The sequence below is a fragment of the Pseudomonas sp. I2 genome (assembly GCF_040984075.1).
GTDB classification, from domain to species: domain Bacteria; phylum Pseudomonadota; class Gammaproteobacteria; order Pseudomonadales; family Pseudomonadaceae; genus Aquipseudomonas; species Aquipseudomonas guariconensis_B.
The window spans coordinates 37381-60004 of the sequence record NZ_JBCGFQ010000025.1; the positions used below are offsets into that span (position 1 = coordinate 37381).

Genomic DNA, 22624 nt, shown 5'->3' on the forward strand with positions numbered 1-22624 from the left:
GTCCGCAACGGGTGGTGGCATCTAGATTTCGGCGAAAAGCCCGAACTCTTGAGACCTCTAGCTCACGACCGGCAGCGTATCCACCGCCAAGGCTTCAGGCAAACGAATCTCGACGGCAACGGGAAGGTGATCGGAAATGGGCTGGGCCAGCACCTCGACCCGCTCCAGGGTCAGGCTCGGGCTGAGCAGGATGTGGTCCAGGCAACGTTGGGGGCGCCAACTGGGGAAGGTGGCCTCGACCTGCGGGGCCACCAGGCCCAAGTCGCGCAGGGGTGAATGCTCGAGCAAGTCGTTGGCATGGGTGTTCATGTCGCCCATGAGGACCTGGTGGCGGTAGCCGCCGATCAGCTCGCGCACGTAGGCCAGTTGCCGGGCACGGGTCTTGGCGCCGAGCGCCAGGTGCATCATCACCACGATCAGCGCGTCCTTGCCTTCACCGAAACGCACCAGGATCGCCCCGCGCCCGGCAGGGCCGGGCAGGGGATGGTCTTCCAGGTGCTGGGGCTTGAGCCGGCTGAGCACGCCGTTGCTGTGCTGGGCGAAACGCCCCAGGTTGCGGTTGAGCTGCTGGTACCAGTAAGGGAAGGCACCAAGCTGGGCCAGGTGCTCGACCTGGTTGACGTAGCCCGAGCGCAGGCTGCCGCCGTCGACCTCCTGCAGGGCCACCAGGTCGAAGTCGCCAAGCAGGTCACCGATCTTCTGCAAGTTGCCCGCACGCCCCGTATGCGGCAACAGGTGCTGCCAGCTGCGGGTCAGGTAGTGGTGGTAGCGCTCGGTGCTGATGCCGACCTGGATGTTGAAGCTGAGCAGCCGCAGCCGGCCATCTTCCGGCAGGCCCGGGGCCTGCAGGTGATGTTCGTTGACCTGCGGCTGATGCGGGCCGATACCTCGCGTGGTCCGGAAGCGGCTCATGCAGGGCGCCGCTTACTTCGCGGCGCGCTCCTTGGCGATCAACTGGTCGGCGACATCCAGCACCCCTTCCGGGCCACCGGCGGTGCCCAGGTCGAAGCGGTACTTGCCGTTGACCACCATGCTCGGCACGCCGGTGATCTCGTACTTCTTCGCCAGTTCCTTGGCCTGCTTGACCTGGCCCTTGATGGCGAAGGAGTTGAAGGTGGCGAGGAACTTGTCCTTGTCCACACCCTGGGTGGCGAGGAAGTCGGCCATTTCCTCAGGCTTGGTCAGGTGCATGCGCTTGTTCTGGATGGCATCGAACACCGCGGCATGGACCTTGTGCTCCACACCCATGGCTTCGAGGGTCAGGAACATCTGGCCGTGGGCGTCCCACGGGCCACCGAACATGGCTGGCACGCGCTTGAAGTTGACGTCGGCCGGCAGTTTTTCAGCCCAGGGGTTGATGGTCGGTTCGAAGTGGTAGCAGTGCGGGCAGCCGTACCAGAAGAGCTCGACGACTTCGATCTTGCCTGGCACGGAAACCGGGACAGGGTTGCTCAGCTCGAAATACTGCTCGCCTGCCACAGGCTCCGCGGCCTGTACGGCGGTCATTCCGAATACGCTGGCGGCGACCAGCGCAGCGCTGAGAATCAGTTTACGCATGCTTTACTCCTGAGCAGTCATTGGTCGCCTCGACGCGACCCGTACTGTGACAGGTCGGGAAGGGCCCGAGTTCTGTAGTGTAATGGCTACGGACAGAAAAAAGGGCAGCCCGCGCCGCCCTTTCATCATCGCCTGACAGCATTAACCGAAAATTAATGCAGGCCCTGGATGTAACTGGCCAAGGCTTCGATGTCCTTGTTGCTCAGCTTGGCGGCGATCGAACGCATGGTCATGGCGTCGCCGTCATTGGTGCGGTTGCCCTCACGGAAGTCGGTGAGTTGCTTGGACACGTACTGGGCGTGCTGGCCGCTCAGGTGCGGGAAGCCGGCCAGGGCGATACCCGCGCCGTTGGGCGAGTGGCAACCGGTGCAGGCCGGCATGCCTTTTTCCAGGTCGCCGCCGTTGAACAGGGCACGGCCACGCTCGACCAGGTTGGGGTCGGCGGCCCCGACGCTGCCCTTCTGGCTGGCGAAATAGGCCGCGATGTCGGCCAGGTCCTGGTCGCTGAAGGGGTCGAGCATGCCAGTCATTTCCAGCACGGTACGCTTGCCGGACTTGATGTCGTGGAGTTGTTTCTCGAGATAGCGCTGGCCTTGGCCGGCCAGTTTGGGGAAGTTCGGCGCCAAGCTGTTGCCGTCGGGGTTGTGGCAGGCTCCACAGACGGCTGTCTTGGCCTGGCCGGCAGCAGCATCGCCTTTGATGGGTTGCGCAGCATTGGCCGCACCTGCGACACCCACGGTCAACAGCAGACTCACGAATAGTTTGTTCATCAGCTAATCCAACACGGCTAAGGGTGAAATGTTATGTATCGGGACTGTCGCTCATCCAGAGGATGACCGACCGGTAGTCCTCGGTACTGCAGTCCATGCACAATCCACGCGGCGGCATAGCCTTGAAACCCTGGGTAACATGCGCCACCAGTACCTCCACACCTCGCGCCAGCCTTGGCTCCCAGGCTGCCCGGTCACCCTTCTTGGGTGCCTGTGGCAACTGCCCGGCGTGACAGGCCGCACACGTGCGGTTGTACAACGCCTCGGGATCCTGTGTAGCCTGAGCGCTGAAAAACGGCAGGAACATACCGACAGCAAGCAGCCATTTCGCCATGCGCAACGACCTTTCAGGGTTGGGGGCCGCGCTGCGTTCTGATGCGCGAGCTTCTGATCGACACCCCATGCACATCATCCTACGCCGGGATAATGCGCACACAAAAACTGGGGCATTATATACTTCCGCCATCCAAACGGAAACGACACAGCTTGCCGGGCCTGGTCTTGGCGGCACCCACATCGGATATCCCATGCAAGTCAAAAACCCCATCCTCGGCCTCTGCCAGAAAGCCAAATTCGCCCTTAGCGCCGCCAAGGTCGAACAATGCCCGGACGACCAGGGTTACGAGGTGGCTTTCGCCGGCCGTTCCAACGCCGGCAAGTCCAGCGCCCTCAACACCCTGACCCATGCCAGCCTGGCGCGTACCTCCAAGACCCCGGGACGCACCCAGCTGTTGAATTTCTTCAGTCTGGACGATGAACGGCGTTTGGTCGACCTGCCAGGCTACGGATATGCAAAAGTGCCGATTCCGCTCAAGCAGCACTGGCAGCATCACCTGGAGGCCTACCTCGGCAGCCGCGAGTGCCTGCGCGGGGTGATCCTGCTGATGGACGTGCGTCACCCGATGACCGACTTCGACAAGATGATGCTCGACTGGTCCACGGCCAGCGGCATGCCCATGCACATCCTGCTGACCAAGGCCGACAAGCTGACCTTCGGCGCCGCCAAGAACACCTTGCTCAAGGTGCAGTCGGAAATCCGCAAGGGCTGGGGCGAGGGAGTGACCATCCAGCTGTTCTCGGCGCCCAAGCGCATGGGGCTGGAAGAGGCCTATGGCGTGCTGGCCGGCTGGATGGAGCTGGAAGACAAGCCAGCGGCATGACTGGGGGCAAGCTTCAAGCTGGGGCTGCTACATGCCCGGGATCGCCGAATCGCGGGCAAAAAAAACCCCGGACTTCGTATGGGGAGGGGGAAGTTCGGGGTTCAAGTCCGGACCGCTAGGGCGGGGTCCGGGTATCTGCCAACACTTAACACAACATAGGAGCATCGAAAGGCTTCACCAGCCATTCAGTTACTCTGAGTCCCGGTTCACCGGTTTAGTTCCGACGCCCTGAAAACTATTTGCGATAGTTTCATGAGCACTCAGAACCACTGACGCTGAGCCAGCTTCGGATCCGCGACACTACGCCGCAGATCCTACGCCTCTTTGTCACACCGTTCAGTGAGCTTCGTCCCAATTCGAGCCGATGCCGACTTCCACCAGCAGCGGCACGTCCAGTTGCGCGGCGTTGCTCATGTATGGGCGGATCTGCTCCCTGACCTGCTCGACCAGATCCTCGCGCACCTCCAGCACCAGTTCGTCGTGCACCTGCAGGATCACCCGCGCATCCAGGCCGCTGTCGGTCAGCCAGTTGTCCACCGCCACCATGGCGCGCTTGATGATATCGGCCGCGGTGCCCTGCATCGGCGCGTTGATCGCGGTGCGCTCGGCGCCCTTGCGCAGGGCCGGGTTCTTCGCGTTGATGTCCGGCAGGTACAGGCGGCGGCCGAACAGCGTCTCGACGAAACCCTGCTCGGCGGCCTGGGCACGAGTGCGCTCCATGTAGGCCAGCACGCCTGGGTAGCGGGCGAAGTAACGGTCGATGTAGTCCTGCGACTGCTTGCGGTCGACACCGATTTGCTTGGCCAGGCCGAAGGCGCTCATGCCATAGATCAGGCCGAAGTTGATGGCCTTGGCGCTGCGCCGCTGGTCGCTGGTGACCTGCTCCAGCGGCACGCCGAACACCTCCGCGGCGGTCGCCCGGTGCACGTCCAGGTCATTGCGGAAGGCATACAGCAGGCCCTCGTCCTTGGCCAGGTGGGCCATGATGCGCAGCTCGATCTGCGAATAGTCGGCGGCCAGCAGCTTGTAGCCGGGGCTGGCGATGAACGCCTGGCGGATACGCCGGCCTTCGGCGGTGCGGATCGGGATGTTCTGCAGGTTCGGGTCGCTGGACGACAGCCGGCCGGTGGCGGCCACGGCCTGCTGGTAGGAAGTGTGGATGCGCCCGGTACGCGGGTTGATCTGCTCCGGCAAACGGTCGGTGTAGGTGCTCTTGAGCTTGCTCATCGAGCGGTACTGCATCAGCACCTTGGGCAACGGGTAGTCCTGCTCGGCCAGTTCCGCCAGAACCGCCTCGGCGGTGGAGGCCTGGCCCTTGGCGGTCTTGCTCAGCACCGGCATGCCCAGCTTGTCGTAGAGGATCACGCCCAGTTGCTTGGGCGAGCCGAGATTGAATTCCTCGCCAGCCAGTTCGAAGGCCTCGCGCTCCAGCTCGGCCATCTTCACGCCCAGCTCGCCGCTCTGCACCGCCAGCAGCTCGGCGTCGACCAGCGCGCCCTGGCGCTCGATCTTCGCCAGTACCGGCACCAGCGGCATCTCGATGTCCATCAGCACCGGCTGCACGCTCGGGGTCCGGGCCAAGCGCGCCTGCAGGGCATGGTGCAGCCGCAGGGTGATATCAGCGTCCTCGGCAGCGTAGGGGCCAGCCTTTTCCAGCGGGATCTGGTTGAAGGTCAACTGCTTGGCGCCCCTGCCGGCGATGTCCTCGAAGGCGATGGTGGAATGGTCCAGGTACTTGAGCGCCAGGCTGTCCATGTCGTGGCGGGTGGCGGTGGAGTCCAGCACGTAGGATTCGAGCATGGTGTCGTAGGCCACGCCACGCATCTGGATGCCCTGGGCCGGGTCGCCGCCGATGGCGCAGTTGGCCAGGATGTTGATGTCGTACTTGGCGTTCTGGCCGATCTTGGCCTTGCCCGGGTCTTCCAGCAGCGGCTTGAGGGCCAGCAGCACCTCGTCGCGGTCCAGTTGGGCGGGGGCGCCTTCGTAGTCGTGGGTCAGTGGCACGTAGGCCGCCTCATGGGGCTCGATGGCGAACGACAGGCCGACCAGCCTGGCCTGCTGGGCATCCAGGCTGGTGGTCTCGGTGTCGAAGGCGAACAGCGGCGCCTGGCGCAGCCGTTGCAGCCAGTGATCGAAGCGCGCCTGGTCGAGGATGGTCTCGTACTTGGGCTCGGCCTTGGCCACCGGCTCCTGCGCCGTGGCGATCGCTTCGCCGGCCTGGGCCGCATCGCGCTGGACCTCGGCGATCCAGCTCTTGAACTCCATCTCGGTGTACAGCGCCAGCAGCGCTTCGCGGTCCGGCTCGCCGCAGACCAGCGCCTCGACCTCGATCTCCAGTGGCACATCGATCTTGATGGTGGCCAGCTCGTACGACAGGAACGCCGCGTCGCGGTGCTCCTCGAGCTTGGCCGGCAGGCCCTTGGCGCCGCGGATCGGCAGGGCGGGGACCTTGTCCAGGTTGTCGTACAGCTCGCGCAGGCCGCCACCGATGCCGGTCAGCAGGCCCACGGCGGTCTTTTCGCCGACGCCGGGCACGCCGGGAATGTTGTCGACCTTGTCCCCCATCAGGGCGAGGAAGTCGATGATGTGCTCGGGGCCGACGCCAAATTTCTCGTGCACGCCAGCAACGTCCAGCACGCTACCGGTCATGGTATTGACCAACGTGATGTGCCCGTCCACCAATTGGGCCATGTCCTTGTCACCGGTCGAGATGATCACCGGCCGCCCCAGTGCCGCGCTGCTGCGCGCCAGGGTGCCGATCACGTCGTCGGCCTCGACCCCTTCGACGCACAGCAGCGGGTAGCCCAGGGCCTTGACGCTGGCATGCAGGGGCTCGATCTGCACCCGCAGGTCGTCCGGCATGCTTGGGCGGTTGGCCTTGTATTCGGCGAACATGGCGTCGCGGAACGTACCGCCCTTGGCGTCGAAGACCACCGCGAACAGGCTGTCCGGATACTGCTTGCGCAGGCTCTTGAGCATGTTCAGCACGCCCTTGACCGCGCCGGTGGGCATGCCCTTGGAGGTGGTCAGCGGCGGCAGTGCGTGGAAGGCGCGGTACAGGTAGGAGGAACCGTCCACCAGGACGAGGGGCGCTTGGCTCATGAGGAGAATCAACCTTTTCGGCAGGTCCGGCGCTAGAATAGCGGGAACAATTGACGACAAAGGGACAAGGTTATCATGCGTACACCCATTCGCCTGTTGCTGCTCGGTCTGCTGGCCACCATGCCTGTCGTCACCCTGGCGGCGGACGACGCCCCCTCGGCCGATCCCGAGGTGACCATTCGCACGGAAGGCGACAACACCATCCAGGAGTACCGGCAGAACGGTTTCCTGTATGCGATCAAGGTCACGCCGAAGCACGGCAAGCCTTATTTCCTGGTACGCGCCGATGGCTCCGAGGGCAATTTCATTCGTTCCGACCAACCGGACATGCTGATCCCCTCCTGGAAGCTCTTCGAGTGGTAAGGTAATAACGCGTATCGTTCACATAAACCAGGCACTTCCGGGCGGAAGTGCCCGCATGGGCTTCTTTTCATCATGTCAGTCTTCACCCCTGTGACCCGGCCTGAGCTGGAAACCTTTCTGGCGCCCTACGAATTGGGCCGTTTGCTCGACTTCCAGGGCATCGCCGCCGGCACCGAGAACAGCAATTTCTTCATCAGCCTGGAGCAGGGGGAGTTCGTCCTGACGCTGGTCGAACGGGGGCCGGTCGAGGACCTGCCGTTCTTCATCGAATTGCTCGACGTGCTGCACGATGCCGACATGCCGGTGCCCTACGCCCTGCGCGACCGCGACGGCAACGCCCTGCGCGAGCTGTGCGGCAAGCCGGCGCTGCTGCAGCCACGCCTGTCGGGCAAGCACATCAAGGCGCCGAACAGCCAGCATTGCGCCCAGGTCGGCGAATTGCTCGCGCATATCCACCTGGCGACCCGCGAACGCATCATCGAACGCCGCACCGACCGTGGCCTGGACTGGATGCTCGCGGCCGGCGCCGAGCTGATGCCAGGGCTGGATGCCCGGCAGGGCCAACTGCTACGCGCGGCGTTGGACGAGATCGCCGCGCACAAGGCGCAGATCCTCGCCTTGCCACGGGCCAACCTGCATGCCGACCTGTTCCGCGACAATGTGATGTTCGAGGGGACCCACCTGACGGGGGTGATCGACTTCTACAACGCCTGTTCCGGGCCGATGCTGTATGACATCGCCATTACCGTGAACGACTGGTGCTGCGACGAGGCCGGTGGCATCGACCTGCCCCGCGCCCAGGCGTTGCTGGGCGCCTACGCGGCGCTGCGGCCATTCACCGCGGCCGAGGCCGAACTGTGGCCGATGATGCTGCGTGTGGGTTGCGTGCGTTTCTGGCTGTCGCGCCTGATCGCCGCGCAGGCGTTCGCCGGGATGGACGTGATGATCCACGACCCGAGCGAGTTCGAGGTGCGCCTGGCGCAGCGTCAGCAGGTGGCGCTGAGCCTGCCGTTCGCCCTCTGATCCGGCGGGGCCGTCTTCGCGGGCAAGCCCGCTCCCACAGGGATCGTGATGGCCTTGCAGGCTGCGAACAAGTGTGGGGCCGCTGTGCGGCCCCACAGCCCACGCCGGCCCTAGAGCTGCTCCAGGCACCCCGCCAGGTCATTGCCCAGCTTCTCCAGCAACCGTTCGTAGCCCTTGGCATCCACCGGGTCGGTGCCTCCCAGGGCATCCAGTTCCGCCAGCCGCACCGGCAGCCCGGCCGTCAGGGTCTCGGCCAAACGCGGGCGCAGCGGCGGTTCGCTGAACACGCAGGTCCTGCCCACCGCCTGCAGGCGTTTGCGCATCGCCGCCACATGCTGCGCACCCGGCTGCACTTCGGAAGCCACGCTGAACACGCCGGTGTGCTTGAGGCCATAGGCCGCCTCGAAGTAGTCGAACGCCTCGTGGAACACGAAGTAAGGCTTGCTCGCGATCCCCGCCAGGCGCGCCTTGATGCGCGCATCCAGGGCATCCAGGCGTGCATCGAAGGCCTTCAGGTTGGCCTGGTAGCGGGCGGCATTGGCCGGGTCGACCGCGGCCAGGTCACTGGCCATCTTCGCCGCGATCACCCGGGCGTTGGCCGACGACAGCCACAGGTGCGCATCGAGGCTTCCCGGGCGGTGGTCATGGTCGTGATCGTCGTGGTCTTCTTCATGTTCATGGGAATGGCTGTCTTCGCCGAAATGGCGCAGTTGCATGCCTGGCAGCGACTGCACGGCGACGGTCGGCTTGCCACGACTGCCCAGCACGCGGGGCAGGAAGCCTTCCATGTCCGGGCCGATCCAGTACAGAAGGTCGGCCTCGGCCACCCGCCTTACATCGGACGGCCGCAGGGCGTAGTGATGCGGCGAGGCGCCCGGCGGCAGCAACACATCCGGGCTGCCGGTACCGTCCTGGACGGCCGCGGCGATCTGCTGCAGGGGCTTGATGCTGGTCAGCACGCGCACGTCGGCCTGGGCCGAAAAGGCGATGAACGCGACAAAAAGGGCAAGGAATCGGGACACGATGAATACTCGACGGCTCAGAAACGAGTAACATAATAACGTCTCTATCCAGAACCGTCGCCGCCCATGTCCATCACGCCGCTGGCCCACCGTCCCCACGATCACTCCCATTGCGTGCACAGCGCCCTGGCCGAAGCCGATGCCCTGTGCACGCGCCAGGGCCTGCGCCTGACCGCCCTGCGCCGCCGTGTGCTGGAACTGGTCTGGCAGAGCCACAAGCCGCTGGGCGCCTATGACATCCTCGCCGTGCTCAGCGAGCAGGACGGCCGCCGCGCCGCCCCGCCGACCGTGTACCGCGCCCTGGACTTCCTCCTGGAAAACGGCCTGGTGCACCGCATCGCCTCGCTCAACGCCTTCATCGGCTGCAGCCACCCCGAGCACGCGCACCAGGGCCAGTTCCTGATCTGCCGCGAATGCCACGTGGCCATCGAACTGGAGCAGGACAGCATCAGCGACGCCATCGTCACCAGCGCCAAGGGTGTCGGCTTCAGCGTCGAGTCGCAGACCGTGGAAGTGGTCGGCCTGTGCAGCAACTGCCGGGGCACGCCATGAGCGACGCGCTGATCCGCCTCGAACAGGTCGGGGTCACCTTCGCCGGCGAGGCGGTGCTCGACAGCATCGACCTGTCGGTCGCCCCCGGCCAGATCGTCACCCTGATCGGCCCCAACGGCGCCGGCAAGACCACCCTGGTGCGCACCGTGCTCGGCCTGCTCAAGCCGCACCGGGGCAAGGTCTGGCGCAAGCCACGGCTGCGCATCGGCTACATGCCGCAGAAGATCCAGGTGGATGCGACCCTGCCCCTGTCGGTGCTGCGTTTCCTGCGCCTGGTGCCTGGCGTGGACCGTGCCGCGGCGCTGGCTGCGCTGCAGGAGGTCGGTGCCGAGCAGGTGATCGGCAATCCGATCCAGACCATCTCCGGCGGCGAGATGCAGCGTGTGCTGCTGGCCCGGGCACTGCTGCGCGAGCCACAGCTGCTGGTGCTCGACGAGCCGGTGCAGGGAGTCGACGTGGCCGGCCAGGCCGAGCTCTACAGCCTGATCACCCGCCTGCGCGACCGCCACGGCTGCGGCGTGCTGATGGTTTCCCACGACCTGCACCTGGTGATGAGCACCACCGACCAGGTGGTCTGCCTCAACCGCCACGTGTGCTGTTCGGGCCATCCGGAGCAAGTCAGCGGCGATCCGGCGTTCGTCGAACTGTTCGGCCAGAACGCGCCGAGCCTGGCCATCTACCACCACCATCACGATCACCGCCACGACCTGCACGGCTCGGTGATCGCCCCAGGCCCCCATGTCCACGGAGAACACTGCAAGCATGGCTGACTTTCTTCTCTACGCCCTGCTTGCAGGCCTGGCCCTGGCGGTGGTGGCCGGGCCCCTGGGCTCCTTCGTGGTCTGGCGGCGCATGGCCTATTTCGGCGATACCCTGTCCCATGCCGCGTTGCTCGGCGTGGCCCTGGGCCTGGCCCTGGACATCAGCCCCGCCCTGGCGGTGACCGTCGGTTGCCTGCTGCTGGCGATCCTCCTGGTGACCCTGCAGCAACGCCAGCCACTGGCCTCCGACACCCTGCTCGGCATCCTCGCCCCCAGCACCTTGTCCCTGGGCTTGGTGGCGCTGAGCTTCATGCGCGACGTGCGCATCGACCTGATGGCCTACCTGTTCGGCGACCTGTTGGCCATCAGCCCCACGGACCTGACCTGGATCCTCGGCGGCAGCGTGCTGGTGCTGTTGCTGCTCGGCGCCCTGTGGCGGCCGCTGCTGGCGATCACCGTGCACGAGGAGCTGGCGATGGTCGAGGGCCTGCCGGTGGCGGGCCTGCGCCTGGCGCTGATGCTGCTGATCGCGGTGGTCATCGCCGTGGCCATGAAGATCGTCGGCGTGCTGCTGATCACCTCGCTGCTGATCATTCCCGCCGCCGCGGCACAGCGTCACGCCCGCTCGCCGGAGCAAATGGCCCTGGGCGCCAGTTTGCTGGGCGTGGCGGCGGTTTGCAGCGGCCTGGCCCTGTCCTGGTTCAAGGACACCCCGGCCGGCCCATCGATCGTGGTCTGTGCGGCGGTGCTATTCTTGCTGAGCCTGGCGTTGCCAAAGCGCTGAGTTACAGGGTGTGCGCTGGCGCACCCTGCAACCTTTTCCCCTGTAAAGGGTCTGTAAGACGTGTTTTCGAGCGCGCGCACCTGGGTGTAGACTTGCTCGCTTTTTGCGCAAATAGAGAGTCGCAGGAATGAAGCCGTTCGTCTCCCGTTATCTGCTTGTTGCCGCGTTTTCCCTGTTCCTGGCTGCCTGTTCCGGCACGCCGGCCGAACAGTCCGCCGCGCCTGCCCAGCCAGATGCCTGGCAGCAGTTGCAGCAGAGCATCACCAGCAACGAACTGGCCACTGCCGAAGACCAGCTGGCCGCCCTGCAGGCCCAGTCGCCCGACGACGCGCGCCTGGAGCAGTACCAGCGACAGCTCGCCGAGGCCTACCTGCAGCGCAGCCAGATCGTCCTGCAGAAGGGTGACGTCAATGCCGCCGCCACGGCCCTGGCCCGCGCCCGCGCGCTGATGCCCCAGGCGCCGGCGCTGACCGGCGGCGATGCCGTGGCCCAGGCGCGCAAGGCCGAGCTGGAAAAGGCCGAGGCCGCGCTCAAGGCCGCCGAGGCCAGGCCCAAGGCACGGCTGATCGACCCCACCGCGCCGAATACCGTCGTGGCGCTGAAGACCACGGATATCCGTGCCATGCGCCGGCAGCTCGATGACATCGCTGCCGACGTGGTGAACTACCAGTGCGAGGTGGTGTTCCAAGTCCCGCGCACCCAGGATGCGCCCTGGCTCAAGACCCTGCTGGAAAAGCGCGTGCGCAAGCTCGACGAAGGGTTCGCGCTGAAACAACGGCATGAGATCCAGCGCTCGCTGCCGGCGCAGGTGGTGTTGGTGCCGCATCAGCCTTGAGATCCTGGGGCCGCTTCGCGGCCCATCGCCGGCAAGCCGGCGATGGGCTGCACAGCAGCCCCCTTAAGCAGGAATACCCTCGACTCCAGCCTCCCGCGCCCACACCCGGTGCTGCTCCAGCACCTTGACGAAGGCCGCCACCACTTTCTGATCATCCCCCAGTAGCAATCCCTCGTCCTCCTTGAGCCCCAGCCTGTCCAGCAAGGCCTTGGCGCCCCTGGCCAAGCCCATGGGCTTCAAATGCTTGTAGGCCTCGAGCAGGTAATGCTTGGCCACCCCACTCTCGCCCAGGGCATCCAGCGCCGCCTTGCCGGCTGGCACCCACAGCCCATCGATCATCACCGACGGCATCCCCTCCATCGACGCATCCACCGGCAACGGCTTGCCTTCGGCGGTCTTGACCGGCGCCGAAGTCGGCCCCAGCACCAAAATCCGTGCGCTCTCGGCCTCGAAGGCCTTGACCAGCCTGTCGACGCTGGCGCCTTCCACGCCATCGGCCACCAGCAGGGCAATCTTGCGCCCCTTGATGCCCACGCTGCCGGGATGGTTCATCTGGCTCAAGGCCGGTGACTGCGCCGGTTTCGAGCCCTTGACCTGCACGGTACCGGCCTTGGGTGCAGGCAGGCCCAGATTGGCCGCCACCGCCGCCGCCAGCCCAAGGTCGATATTGGCCAGGATCTCGTTGACCTCGCGTACACGGATCGCCTCGCGCTCCACCTTGCCCAGCTCGAAGCTGTAGGCCTTGACGATGTGCTGCTGTTCGTTGGGGCTCATGCTCTGGTAGAACAGCCGTGCCTGGGAGAAGTGGTCGCTGAAGGAGTCGCTGCGCTGGCGGATCTTGTGCGCATCGATACGCTCCTGGTAGCTCTCGAAACCGCCATCCTCCGGAGCCGGCGGTGTCTCCTTGGGCCAACCACCATCGATGGAGTTGGGCTCGTAGGAGGCACGTCCCTTGTCGAGGGTCATGCGGTGCATGGCATCGCGCTGGCTGCTGTGGTTGGGCACGATCGGCCGGTTGATGGGGATCTCATGGAAGTTCGGGCCACCGAGGCGGCTGAGCTGGGTGTCGGTGTAGGAGAACAACCGGCCCTGCAGCAGGGGGTCGTTGGTGAAGTCGATGCCCGGCACGATATGCCCGGGGCAAAAGGCGATCTGCTCGACTTCGGCGAAGAAGTTGTCCGGATTGCGATTGAGCACCATCTTGCCCAGCGGCGTCACCGGCACCAGTTCCTCGGGAATGATCTTGGTCGGGTCGAGCAGGTCGAAGTCGAAACGGTGCTCATCCGCCTCGGGCACGATCTGCACCCCCAGTTCCCATTCCGGGTAGTCGCCGGTCTCGATGGCGTCCCACAGGTCACGGCGGTGGTAGTCGGTATCCTTGCCTGCCAGCTTCTGGGCTTCGTCCCACAGCACCGAGTGCACGCCCTGGCGTGGTTTCCAGTGGAACTTCACCAGGCTGGCCACACCCTCGGCATTGATCAGGCGGAAGGTGTGCACGCCAAAGCCTTCCATCATCCGCAAGCTGCGCGGGATGGCCCGGTCCGACATGGCCCACATGACCATGTGGGCCGACTCCGGCACCAGCGAGACGAAGTCCCAGAACGTATCGTGGGCCGAGCCACCGGTGGGGATCTCGTTGTGCGGCTCGGGTTTCACCGCGTGGACGAAGTCCGGGAACTTGATCGCATCCTGGATGAAGAACACCGGCATGTTGTTGCCCACCAGGTCGAAATTGCCCTCGTCGGTGTAGAACTTCACGGCAAAGCCGCGCACGTCGCGCACGGTGTCGCCAGAGCCGCGCGGGCCTTGCACGGTGGAGAAACGCACGAAGACCGGCGTGATCTTCTCGGGGTCCTGGAGGAACCCGGCCTTGGTCAGTTGCGCATGGCAGCCGTAGCTCTGGAAGTAGCCATGGGCGCCGGTGCCGCGGGCGTGGACGATACGCTCGGGGATACGCTCATGGTCGAAGTGGGTGATCTTCTCGCGCATGATGAAGTCTTCGAGCAGCGAGGGCCCCCGCGCACCGGCCTTGAGGGTGTTCTGGTTATCGGCGATCTTCACCCCCTGGTTGGTGCGCAAGGCCTGGCCGGTGGCGTCGCTGCGAAACGCCTCCAGGCTCTGCACCTTGGCATTGGTGTTGGCCCGGTCGGGGGTCGTGGTACCGGCGACCTGGCTTTCCCTGGGCATGTCCTTCTTCTTGCTGGGCATGGTTCGGCTCTCCTTATCAGTCTTGAGCGAGCCCGTATCGGGCTTGTTCAACTAGTGACTGGAAGGCGTTCGCGAGCGTTCAATCGGGATTACCAGTTGTCGCGTTATGCCGGCCGGATTGGTTCATGACGAAATAAATGCTAAGAACAACTATGGGAAAAGGCTAAAATGCGCGCCCCGGCTAACCGCTGACCCTATTCCATGCGCCCCACAAGGTTCGCTCAGTGATCGAGTTTCAACATGTCCACAAGACCTACCGTGTCGCCGGTAGGGATATCCCCGCCCTCAATCCGACCAGCCTGACCATCGACAACGGCCAGGTGTTCGGCCTGATCGGGCATTCCGGCGCAGGCAAGAGCACCTTGCTGCGCCTGATCAACCGCCTCGAGGCCCCGAGCGGCGGCAAGATCATCGTCGACGGCGAGGACGTCACCGCCTTCGACGCCAACCAGCTGCGTCGCTTCCGCCAGCAGGTCGGGATGATCTTCCAGCACTTCAACCTGCTGGCCTCCAAGACCGTGGCCGACAACGTCGCCCTGCCGCTGACCCTGGCCGGCGAACTGTCGCGGGCCGAGATCGACCAGCGTGTCGCCGAACTGCTGGCCCGCGTCGGCCTGTCGGACCATGCCCGCAAGTACCCGGCCCAACTCTCCGGCGGCCAGAAGCAACGCGTGGGCATCGCCCGCGCCCTGTCGACCCGGCCGAAGATCCTGCTGTGCGACGAGGCCACCAGCGCCCTCGACCCGCAGACCACCGCGTCGGTGTTGCAACTGCTGGCCGAGATCAACCGCGAGCTGAAGCTGACCATCGTGCTGATCACCCACGAGATGGACGTGATCCGCCGGGTCTGCGACCGCGTGGCGGTGATGGATGCCGGGCAGATCGTCGAACAAGGCCCGGTGGCCGATGTGTTCCTGCATCCGCAGCACCCGACCACCCGACGTTTCGTCCAGGAAGACGAGCAGGTCGACGAGAACGAGCAGCGCGACGACTTCGCCCACGTGCCCGGGCGCATCCTGCGCCTGACCTTCCAGGGCGAGGCCACGTACGCCCCGCTGCTGGGCACCGTGGCCCGCGAGACCGGCGTGGACTACAGCATCCTCGCCGGGCGTATCGACCGCATCAAGGACGTCCCCTATGGACAGCTGACCCTGGCCGTCACCGGTGGCGACATGGACGCGGCGTTCGAGCGCTTCAAGGCAGCGGATGTGCATATGGAGGTACTGCGTTGATGGACGCCCTGAATTTCTTCGCCAACGTCGACTGGGCCGAGATCTGGCTGGCCAGCATCGACACCATGATCATGCTGTTCGGCTCGCTGTTCTTCACCGTGCTGCTGGGCCTGCCATTGGGCGTGCTGCTGTTCCTCTGCGGCCCACGGCAGATGTTCGAGCAGCGGGGCGTGTACGCGCTGCTGTCGCTGATCGTCAACATCCTGCGCTCGCTGCCGTTCATCATCCTGCTGATCGTCATGATTCCGGTCACCGTGCTGATCACCGGCACCTCGCTGGGCGTCGCCGGCGCCATCCCGCCGCTGGTGGTGGGTGCCACGCCGTTCTTCGCGCGCCTGGTGGAAACCGCCCTGCGCGAAGTGGACCGCGGCATCATCGAGGCGACCCAGTCGATGGGCGCCACCACCCGCCAGATCATCATGAACGCGCTGTTGCCAGAGGCCCGGCCGGGCATCTTCGCGGCCATCACCGTCACCGCCATCACCCTGGTGTCGTACACCGCCATGGCCGGCGTGGTGGGCGCGGGCGGCCTGGGCGACCTGGCCATCCGCTTCGGCTACCAGCGCTTCCAGACCGACGTGATGGTGGTCACCGTGGTGCTCCTGCTGGTCCTGGTTCAAGTTCTGCAGAGCGTCGGCGACAAACTGGTCGTGCACTTTTCCCGTAAGTAACCCCAATGGGGTCGGCCTGGCCGACCCGTTCGGGGGCCGTCGCGGCCCTCACAAGGAGTGATCGATGAAGAAACTGCTTGCTGTCGTGGCCGCCGTCGCGGCCTTCTCGGCCAACGCCGAAACCCTGACCGTCGCCGCCACCCCGGTGCCTCACGCGGAAATCCTCAACTTCGTGAAGCCGCAGCTGGAGAAAGCTGGCGTGGAACTGAAGGTCAAGGAGTTCACCGACTACATCCAGCCGAACGTACAGGTGGCCGAGAAGCGCCTGGACGCCAACTTCTTCCAGCACCAGCCGTACCTGGACGAGTTCAACAAGTCCAAGGGCACCGAACTGGTCAGCGTCACCGGCGTGCACCTGGAGCCGCTGGGCGCCTACTCCAGCAAGATCAAGAAGCTCGACGAACTGCCGTCCGGCGCCACCGTGGTCATCCCCAACGATGCCACCAACGGCGGCCGCGCCCTGCTGCTGCTCGACAAGGCCGGCGTGATCGCGCTCAAGGACAACAAGAACATCCTGTCCACCGTCAAGGACATCACCGCTAACGACAAGGGCCTGAAGTTCCGCGAGCTGGAAGCGGCCACCATCCCGCGCGTGCTGACCCAGGTGGACCTGGCGCTGATCAACACCAACTATGCGCTGGAAGCCAAGCTCAACCCCGAAAAGGATGCGCTGGTCATCGAGGGTAGCGACTCGCCCTACGTGAACATCCTGGTCGCCCGCCCGGACAACAAGGACTCGCAGGCCATGAAGAAGCTGGCCGATGCCCTGCATTCGCCCGAGGTGAAGCAGTTCATCACCGAGAAGTACAAAGGCGCGGTGATTCCGGCGTTCTGATTGCGCCAAGTTCTCTGGGCCGGTCAGTTCAGCAGGGCTGCTTTGCAGCCCATCGCCGGTACGCCGACGATGGGACGCGAAGCGGCCCCAAATCAGCCGATACTCAGTCCCGCTTGACCAACCCCGGCAACTGCGCCACCAGCTTCTGGTTGTTGAACGGCGCCCGGATGAACCCCCGCTGGCGCCCATCCGGCCCGACGATCGCCAGGTTGCCACTGTGATCCACGGTATACCCCGGCTTGCTGGTATCCGCCGGAATGAACGGAATGCTCAGGGCATTGGCCAATGCCTGGGTGTCCTCGAGGGTGCCCGCCAATCCGAGGAAGTCCTTGTCGAAGTACCCCAGGTACTGCTTGAGCTGGTCCGGCGTATCGCGATTCGGGTCGACACTCACCAGCACCACCTGCAACCGCTCCAGCGCCTCCTTGGGCAGCTCGCTCTTCACCTGGCGCAGCTGGGCCAGGGTAGTCGGGCAGATGTCCGGGCAGTAGGTATAGCCGAAGAACAGCAACGACCACTTGCCCTTGAGCTCGTCCAGCTCCACCGGCCGGCCTTCCTGGTCCCTCATCTTCACGTCCGGCACGGTGCGGCTCTGGGGCAGGAGAATGATGCCGGCGTCGATCAGTTCGGCCGGGTTCGCCTCGCTGCGGCCGTTGAGCACCTTGTTGACGGTCAGGCCGAGGATCAGGGCGACCACGGCGACGAGGATGAAAACGGTTTTCTGGGTTCGGGTCATAGATTCAGCAACAGGTAGTGGTCCAAGAGCAGTGCGATGAACAGCAGGAACAGGTACCCGATAGAGTACTTGAAGGTCCCGATCGCAGCGTGCGGCCTGGTGCCACGGTACAACACCCAGGCCCAGTGGACAAAGCGCAGCCCCAGCACGAGGGCACACGCCAGGTACAACGGGCCGCTCATGTGGATGGCATAGGGCAGCAGGCTCACCGCCAGCAACACCAAGGTATAGAGCAGGATGTGCAGCTTGGTGTAGCGCTCGCCATGGGTCACCGGCAGCATGGGAATGTCGGCCTTGGCGTACTCCTCCTTGCGGTGGATGGCCAGGGCCCAGAAGTGCGGCGGGGTCCAGGCGAAGATGATCAGCACCAGCAGCAGCGGCTCGGCGCCGACATGGCCGCTGACCGCCACCCAACCCAACAGCGGCGGCGCCGCACCGGCCAGGCCGCCGATCACGATGTTCTGCGGGGTGGCACGCTTGAGAAAGCCCGTGTAGATCACCGCGTAGCCGAGCAACGAGGCCAACGTCAGCCAAGCGGTGAGGGCATTGGTGAACACCAGCAGCAGGGCCATGCCCAGCACCGCCAAGGCCAGAGCGAAGCCCAGCGCCGGCAGCGGCGCGACCCGCCCTTCGGCCAGCGGGCGCCGGTGGGTACGGGCCATCAGCGCATCGATGCGCCGATCCACCACATGGTTGACCACCGCCGCGCCGCCCGCGCACAGGCCGATGCCCAGGTTGCCGAACAGCAGCACGCTCCACGCCACCCCGGCACGGGTAGCGAGGAACATGCCCACCAGCGAGGTGATCAGCATCAGCACCACCACCTTGGGCTTGGTCAGTTCCAGGTAGTCGCGCCAACCGGCCCGCCGTCTGCGCTCGCTCAGAAGCGTCGCCACGAATCACCCCTCATGTGCTGGGAGAGCCCCACGCCGGTCACCGGTGTCAGGCGCCAGCCCTGCGTGATGCGGACCTTGTCGACCACGCGGATCCGGTAGTTCACCAGCACCATGCACAGCAACAACGCGGCACCGCCGGCGTTGTGCGCCACCGCCACGCCCAGGGGCAGGTGCAACAGCACGTTGCTGATGCCCAGGCCCACCTGCACGGCCAGCGCCAGCAGCACCAGGCGGGCCAGGCCGGAAAGAGCGTTGCGGTGCAGCTTCCAGCTGAGCAGCAGCAACACGGCGATGACCAGCAACGCACCGAGCCGGTGGCTGATGTGGATAGCGGTACGCGCATCGCTGTCCAGTTGCCCGCCCAGGTAGTTCGGGCCGACGTGCTGGGTCAGGTGGAAGCCGTTGCTGAAGTCCGCCGCTGGCCACCACTGGCCGTGGCAGGTGGGCAGGTCGATACAAGCGACCGCCGCATAGTTGGCGCTGACCCACCCCCCCAAGGCGATCTGCCCGATCACCACCAGCAATGCCAGCGCCGCCACCCGCCGCAGGCTCAGCGGCAGCTTGGGCAAGGGCGCGAAGGCCCGGGATAGACGCAGGGACAGCAGGAACAACAGGCTCAGGGTGGTGAAGCCGCCGAGCAGGTGCGCAGTGACCACCTGGGGCCAGAGCTTGAGGGTCACCGTCCACATGCCGAACACCGCCTGCGCCAGCACCACGCCCAGCAACAGCAGCGGCAGGCGATAGGGCTGGCCATCACGGGCATGGCGCCTCAGCGCCTGGAACGCCAGCACGGCGATCACCAGCGCCAGGGTGCCGGCGAAGTAGCGATGGACCATCTCTGCCCAGCCCTTGGCTTGCTCCACCGGATGCTCCGGGAAGTGCAGCTCGGCATGGGCCAACTGCGCCTCGGTCTTGGGCACGCCGATGAAGCCATAGCAACCCGGCCAGTCGGGGCAGCCGAGGCCGGCGTGGGTCAGCCGGGTATAGGCACCGAGCAGGACGACCAGCAGTGCCAGCAGGGTGGCGAACACAGCGAGGCGGTATCCGGGTCTGGCCATGGCGGCCTCCTAGCCGATGTTGGACAGTTTGAGCAGGTGGCGCAGGTCGTCGAGCACATGCTTGCCCTTGGCCTTGACGTCGTAGCGCAGCACCAGGTTGCCGTGGGGGTCGACGATCCACAGCTGCGGGCCGGGCTCGCCGACCTTCTGGCCGTAGCGTTGCAGGTCGAGCGGATAACGCTGCAGCTGCGGATATTCGCGGCCCAACAACGCCTGGTAGTCAGCGTCCAGCGGCTGCGCGGCGGCCAGGGCATGGCTGGCACGGCCAGCGTCGCGGCCCAGGCCGATCTGGATCTGCCGGGCCAGGTACACCAGTTGCTGGCAATCCTGGGCACAGGCTTGCGGCGCGCTGACCAACAGTTGCCAGCCTTCCTCCTGGGCGTCGATGCCAATGTCGGCGCGGGTTTCGCCGCTGCCGATCATCGCGCCGTGGTAACTGCGGCCCTCCGGCACCCAGAACTTGAACTTGTACATGCTGGTGGCGAGGATCATCGGCCCCAGCGCCACCAGCAGGATGAGGATCAGCTGCAAGCGCCCACGCGCGCGGGACTTGTGGCGTTCAGGCACGCCCAGTGGACTCGTGACGGCGCCCATGGTTGTTCTCCTTGTTGTTGTGCCAACCGAAATAGAGGTAGAGCAGCACCAGCGCCGTGGCCAACGCGAACCACTGCACGGCGTAGCCCAGGTGTTTTTCCGGCCCCATGGCGACCACCGGCCAGTCCAGCCGGTAGCTGGCTGGCCCCGGTTCGAGGCGCAGCTCATGGGGGAAACCTTCGCGACCGAGCTGTTGCCACACTTGCGCAGGGTCGATGGCGGTGAGCAGGTGCGGCCACTGCTTGCCGGCCGGGTCGGGGTGCAGTTGGAAGATGCTGCCCGGCGCCACGTAGACCGAGGCGTCGAGGGTCAGGGGGTGTTCGGGGGTATCGAAGCGCACCGGCACCCGGCGGTCGGGCCACGGCAGCCAGCCACGGTTGACCAGCAGCCACAGGCCGCTGGCCTGGTCGTGGAAGGGTTGCAGCAGCTCGACGCCGACCTGGCCGTCGCGCAGGCGGTTGTCCAGCAGCAGGCTGTGTGCGGCATCGAAGCGGCCGTGCAGGTGTACGCGCTGGAAGGCCGGGTCAGGCAATTGCTGCAACTGCGCGACCGCCACCGGCGCCTCGACGCGACGCTCGGCATAACTGTCGAGCAGCTGGCGCTTTTCGTCCGCTCGGCGCAGTTGCCAACTGCCGAGCGCGATCAACCCCGGCAGCAGGGCAAGCACCACCAGGGTCGGTACCAGGCCAGGGCGAAACGGCTTCACCACGGCCTCGCAAGGTCGATCGCTATACTTGAAACCATCACTGCATTCCCCCGGAGTATCGCCATGCTCAAGGCTGCGATTGTCCTGATGCTGTTGGCCACCATCGCCAGCCTGTTCAGCGGGCTGGTGTTCCTGGTCAAGGACGACGAACACTCGACCCGCCTGCTCAAGGCCCTGACCGTGCGCGTCACCCTCGCGGCGCTGACCATCGGCCTGGTCGCCTGGGGCTTCATCAGCGGGCAGCTCGTCTCGCACGCGCCGTTCTGAATCCTGTGCAGGAGCCCCCTGCTACAGTACATACACGAAGATGAACAACCCGACCCAGACCACATCGACGAAGTGCCAGTACCAGCTGGCCGCCTCGAAACCGAAGTGCTTGTCGGGGTTGAAATGCCCGCGCAGCACACGCACGAGCATCACGATCAATATCAAGGAGCCCAAGGTCACGTGGGCGCCGTGAAAGCCCGTGAGCATGAAGAAGGTCGCGCCGTAGATCCCCGAACCCAAGGTCAGCCCCAGGTGGGCATAGGCCTCGTAGTACTCGTAGGCCTGCAACGCCAGGAACGACAGCCCGAGCAGGATGGTCAGCCCCAGCCACAGCTTCAGTGGGCCACGATGCCCCTTGCGCAGGGCATGGTGGGCGATGGTGATGGTCACGCTGGAGCTGACCAGCAGGATGGTGTTGATCAGTGGCAGGTGCCAGGGGTCGATGATGTCCTTGGGTGGCGGGAACAGCTTCGGGTCCGGTGTGTTGAGCAGCGGCCAGGCGAACTCGAAGCCGGGCCAGAGCATCTGCGAGACGCCCTTGTCGCCCTCGCCGCCGAGCCAGGGCCCGGCCAGCACCCGCACGTAGAACAGCGCGCCGAAGAAGGCCAGGAAGAACATCACCTCGGAGAAGATGAACCAGCTCATGCCCCAGCGGAACGAGCGGTCCATCTGCGCACTGTACAACCCCGCACGGCTCTCCTTGACCACCGCGCCGAACCAGCCGAACAGCATGTAGGCCAAGAACAGCGCGCCGACGAAGAAGATCCACGGCCCATGGGACGCCTCGTGGCCGGCCTTGAGGTCGTTGAACCAGGTGCCCAGGCCGAACACCGTGATGAGCAGGCCGATCGTGGCGATGATCGGCCACTTGCTCTGCGCCGGGACGTAGTAGTGCTCGTGACTTGCCATTGTTGTTCTCCTTCCCTTAACGGGCGCCCTGGACGTCCTGGGCCGCGACATGGGCGACCGGCGGGTGGCGAGCGGTGATATCGAACAAGGTGTAGGCCAGTGTCAGGTGCTTCACGTTGGCCGGCAGGTCGCGGTCGACGATGAAACGCACCGGCATCTCGATGCGCTCGCCGGGTTGCAGCACCTGCTGGGTGAAACAGAAGCACTCGGTCTTGTGGAAGTACGCCGCGGCCTCGGCCGGGGTGATGCTGGGGATGGCCTGGGCACTCATGGGCCGATCGGTCGGGTTACGGGCGACGAAGACCATCTGGTTGACCGCCCCCGGGTTGACCTCGAGCTGGTCGGCGGTGGAATGGAACTCCCAGACCATGTCGCTGGCATTGGTCGACATGAACTGCACCCGCACGGTGCGCGTCGGGTCGCTGACCTGGCTGCCCTGGTACTGCCCGCCGGTCTTGCCGTTGATGCCGAAGGCCTGGCACATGACGTCGTAGATCGGCACCAGGGCGAAGCCGAAGGCGAACATCACCACCGTCAGCATCAGCAGGCGCGTGACCAGGCGTTTGAGCGACAGGCCTTCCAT

At 65.4% G+C, this 22624-nt stretch carries 25 protein-coding genes; 11 read left to right on the forward strand and 14 right to left on the reverse strand.

From position 1 onward, the window contains the following. Positions 1–57: 57 nt before the first annotated feature. From WCE05_RS14520 to WCE05_RS14535, 4 genes are all read right to left on the reverse strand, one after another. On the reverse strand, positions 58–912 hold the full coding sequence (locus WCE05_RS14520) for an endonuclease/exonuclease/phosphatase family protein (protein WP_225789999.1): 855 nt from the start codon (positions 910–912) through the stop codon (positions 58–60). 12 nt (positions 913–924) lie between these two features. Further along, positions 925–1557, reverse strand: coding sequence for a thiol:disulfide interchange protein DsbA (gene dsbA / locus WCE05_RS14525; RefSeq protein WP_225789998.1), 633 nt, complete (start codon positions 1555–1557; stop codon positions 925–927). Between the two features lie 152 nt (positions 1558–1709). Next, positions 1710–2327: a cytochrome c gene (locus tag WCE05_RS14530; RefSeq protein ID WP_225789997.1), complete on the reverse strand. Its 618-nt coding sequence runs from the start codon at positions 2325–2327 to the stop codon at positions 1710–1712. Between the two features lie 31 nt (positions 2328–2358). Continuing rightward, the gene (locus tag WCE05_RS14535; protein ID WP_225789996.1) at positions 2359–2661 is read right to left on the reverse strand and encodes a cytochrome c5 family protein; all 303 of its coding nucleotides are present in this window, start codon (positions 2659–2661) and stop codon (positions 2359–2361) included. A gap of 193 nt (positions 2662–2854) precedes the next feature. On the opposite strand from WCE05_RS14535, the gene yihA reads away from it, so the two are divergent. Then, positions 2855–3487, forward strand: coding sequence for a ribosome biogenesis GTP-binding protein YihA/YsxC (gene yihA, locus WCE05_RS14540; protein WP_225789995.1), 633 nt, complete (start codon positions 2855–2857; stop codon positions 3485–3487). Between the two features lie 336 nt (positions 3488–3823). Here the strand turns inward: yihA and polA are convergent, their stop codons facing one another. Beyond that, positions 3824–6589 (reverse strand): DNA polymerase I, encoded by a 2766-nt coding sequence (polA, locus tag WCE05_RS14545; protein ID WP_368816096.1) that lies wholly within the window; start codon positions 6587–6589, stop codon positions 3824–3826. Between the two features lie 75 nt (positions 6590–6664). On the opposite strand from polA, the gene WCE05_RS14550 reads away from it, so the two are divergent. Further along, positions 6665–6952 (forward strand): DUF2782 domain-containing protein, encoded by a 288-nt coding sequence (locus WCE05_RS14550; RefSeq protein ID WP_225789993.1) that lies wholly within the window; start codon positions 6665–6667, stop codon positions 6950–6952. A 72-nt stretch (positions 6953–7024) separates the two neighbouring features. Continuing rightward, positions 7025–7975: a homoserine kinase gene (locus WCE05_RS14555; RefSeq protein ID WP_225789992.1), complete on the forward strand. Its 951-nt coding sequence runs from the start codon at positions 7025–7027 to the stop codon at positions 7973–7975. Between the two features lie 110 nt (positions 7976–8085). On the opposite strand, the gene WCE05_RS14560 is transcribed toward WCE05_RS14555, so the two are convergent. Then, entirely contained in the window at positions 8086–8997 is a 912-nt protein-coding gene (locus WCE05_RS14560) for a zinc ABC transporter substrate-binding protein (protein WP_368816097.1), read from the reverse strand. A 66-nt stretch (positions 8998–9063) separates the two neighbouring features. Between WCE05_RS14560 and zur the strand changes: the two genes are divergently transcribed. The 4 genes from zur to WCE05_RS14580 all read left to right on the forward strand — a co-directional run bounded on the left by zur (position 9064) and on the right by WCE05_RS14580 (position 11929). After that, positions 9064–9549, forward strand: a complete 486-nt coding sequence (gene zur / locus WCE05_RS14565) for a zinc uptake transcriptional repressor Zur (protein WP_225789990.1) — start codon at positions 9064–9066, stop codon at positions 9547–9549. Then, positions 9546–10319, forward strand: coding sequence for a zinc ABC transporter ATP-binding protein ZnuC (gene znuC, locus WCE05_RS14570; RefSeq protein ID WP_368816098.1), 774 nt, complete (start codon positions 9546–9548; stop codon positions 10317–10319). The genes zur and znuC overlap by 4 nt, the downstream gene beginning before the upstream one ends. Next, on the forward strand, positions 10312–11094 hold the full coding sequence (znuB, locus tag WCE05_RS14575; protein WP_225789988.1) for a zinc ABC transporter permease subunit ZnuB: 783 nt from the start codon (positions 10312–10314) through the stop codon (positions 11092–11094). The genes znuC and znuB overlap by 8 nt, the downstream gene beginning before the upstream one ends. A gap of 127 nt (positions 11095–11221) precedes the next feature. Continuing rightward, on the forward strand, positions 11222–11929 hold the full coding sequence (locus WCE05_RS14580) for a PA5502 family lipoprotein (protein ID WP_368816099.1): 708 nt from the start codon (positions 11222–11224) through the stop codon (positions 11927–11929). A 63-nt stretch (positions 11930–11992) separates the two neighbouring features. On the opposite strand, the gene katE is transcribed toward WCE05_RS14580, so the two are convergent. Beyond that, positions 11993–14188, reverse strand: a complete 2196-nt coding sequence (gene katE, locus WCE05_RS14585; protein ID WP_368816100.1) for a catalase HPII — start codon at positions 14186–14188, stop codon at positions 11993–11995. Positions 14189–14361: 173 nt separating this feature from the next. Between katE and WCE05_RS14590 the strand changes: the two genes are divergently transcribed. The 3 genes from WCE05_RS14590 to WCE05_RS14600 all read left to right on the forward strand — a co-directional run bounded on the left by WCE05_RS14590 (position 14362) and on the right by WCE05_RS14600 (position 16875). Further along, complete coding sequence (locus WCE05_RS14590) at positions 14362–15369, forward strand: methionine ABC transporter ATP-binding protein (RefSeq protein WP_225789985.1); 1008 nt, start codon at positions 14362–14364, stop codon at positions 15367–15369. Next, positions 15369–16040, forward strand: a complete 672-nt coding sequence (locus WCE05_RS14595) for a methionine ABC transporter permease (protein WP_225789984.1) — start codon at positions 15369–15371, stop codon at positions 16038–16040. The genes WCE05_RS14590 and WCE05_RS14595 overlap by 1 nt, the downstream gene beginning before the upstream one ends. A gap of 64 nt (positions 16041–16104) precedes the next feature. After that, positions 16105–16875, forward strand: coding sequence for a MetQ/NlpA family ABC transporter substrate-binding protein (locus WCE05_RS14600; protein ID WP_225789983.1), 771 nt, complete (start codon positions 16105–16107; stop codon positions 16873–16875). Between the two features lie 103 nt (positions 16876–16978). Here the strand turns inward: WCE05_RS14600 and WCE05_RS14605 are convergent, their stop codons facing one another. The 5 genes from WCE05_RS14605 to WCE05_RS14625 are packed head-to-tail and all read right to left on the reverse strand — an operon-like array spanning position 16979 to position 20865. Next, positions 16979–17611 (reverse strand): SCO family protein, encoded by a 633-nt coding sequence (locus tag WCE05_RS14605; protein WP_225789982.1) that lies wholly within the window; start codon positions 17609–17611, stop codon positions 16979–16981. Further along, entirely contained in the window at positions 17608–18507 is a 900-nt protein-coding gene (cyoE, locus tag WCE05_RS14610; protein ID WP_225789981.1) for a heme o synthase, read from the reverse strand. The genes WCE05_RS14605 and cyoE overlap by 4 nt, the downstream gene beginning before the upstream one ends. Next, complete coding sequence (locus tag WCE05_RS14615) at positions 18492–19565, reverse strand: heme A synthase (RefSeq protein WP_225789980.1); 1074 nt, start codon at positions 19563–19565, stop codon at positions 18492–18494. The genes cyoE and WCE05_RS14615 overlap by 16 nt, the downstream gene beginning before the upstream one ends. Before the next feature lie 9 nt (positions 19566–19574). Beyond that, positions 19575–20159: a hypothetical protein gene (locus WCE05_RS14620; protein ID WP_253091315.1), complete on the reverse strand. Its 585-nt coding sequence runs from the start codon at positions 20157–20159 to the stop codon at positions 19575–19577. Continuing rightward, positions 20125–20865 carry an SURF1 family protein gene (locus WCE05_RS14625; RefSeq protein WP_253091316.1) on the reverse strand — a complete coding sequence of 247 codons (741 nt, stop codon included), beginning with the start codon at positions 20863–20865 and terminating at the stop codon, positions 20125–20127. The genes WCE05_RS14620 and WCE05_RS14625 overlap by 35 nt, the downstream gene beginning before the upstream one ends. Positions 20866–20928: 63 nt before the next feature. On the opposite strand from WCE05_RS14625, the gene WCE05_RS14630 reads away from it, so the two are divergent. Further along, positions 20929–21132: a twin transmembrane helix small protein gene (locus tag WCE05_RS14630; protein WP_225789977.1), complete on the forward strand. Its 204-nt coding sequence runs from the start codon at positions 20929–20931 to the stop codon at positions 21130–21132. Positions 21133–21153: 21 nt separating this feature from the next. On the opposite strand, the gene WCE05_RS14635 is transcribed toward WCE05_RS14630, so the two are convergent. Both WCE05_RS14635 and WCE05_RS14640 read right to left on the reverse strand, forming a co-directional pair. After that, the gene (locus WCE05_RS14635) at positions 21154–22041 is read right to left on the reverse strand and encodes a cytochrome c oxidase subunit 3 (protein ID WP_225789976.1); all 888 of its coding nucleotides are present in this window, start codon (positions 22039–22041) and stop codon (positions 21154–21156) included. A 16-nt stretch (positions 22042–22057) separates the two neighbouring features. Beyond that, positions 22058–22624 (reverse strand): cytochrome c oxidase assembly protein, encoded by a 567-nt coding sequence (locus WCE05_RS14640; RefSeq protein WP_225789975.1) that lies wholly within the window; start codon positions 22622–22624, stop codon positions 22058–22060.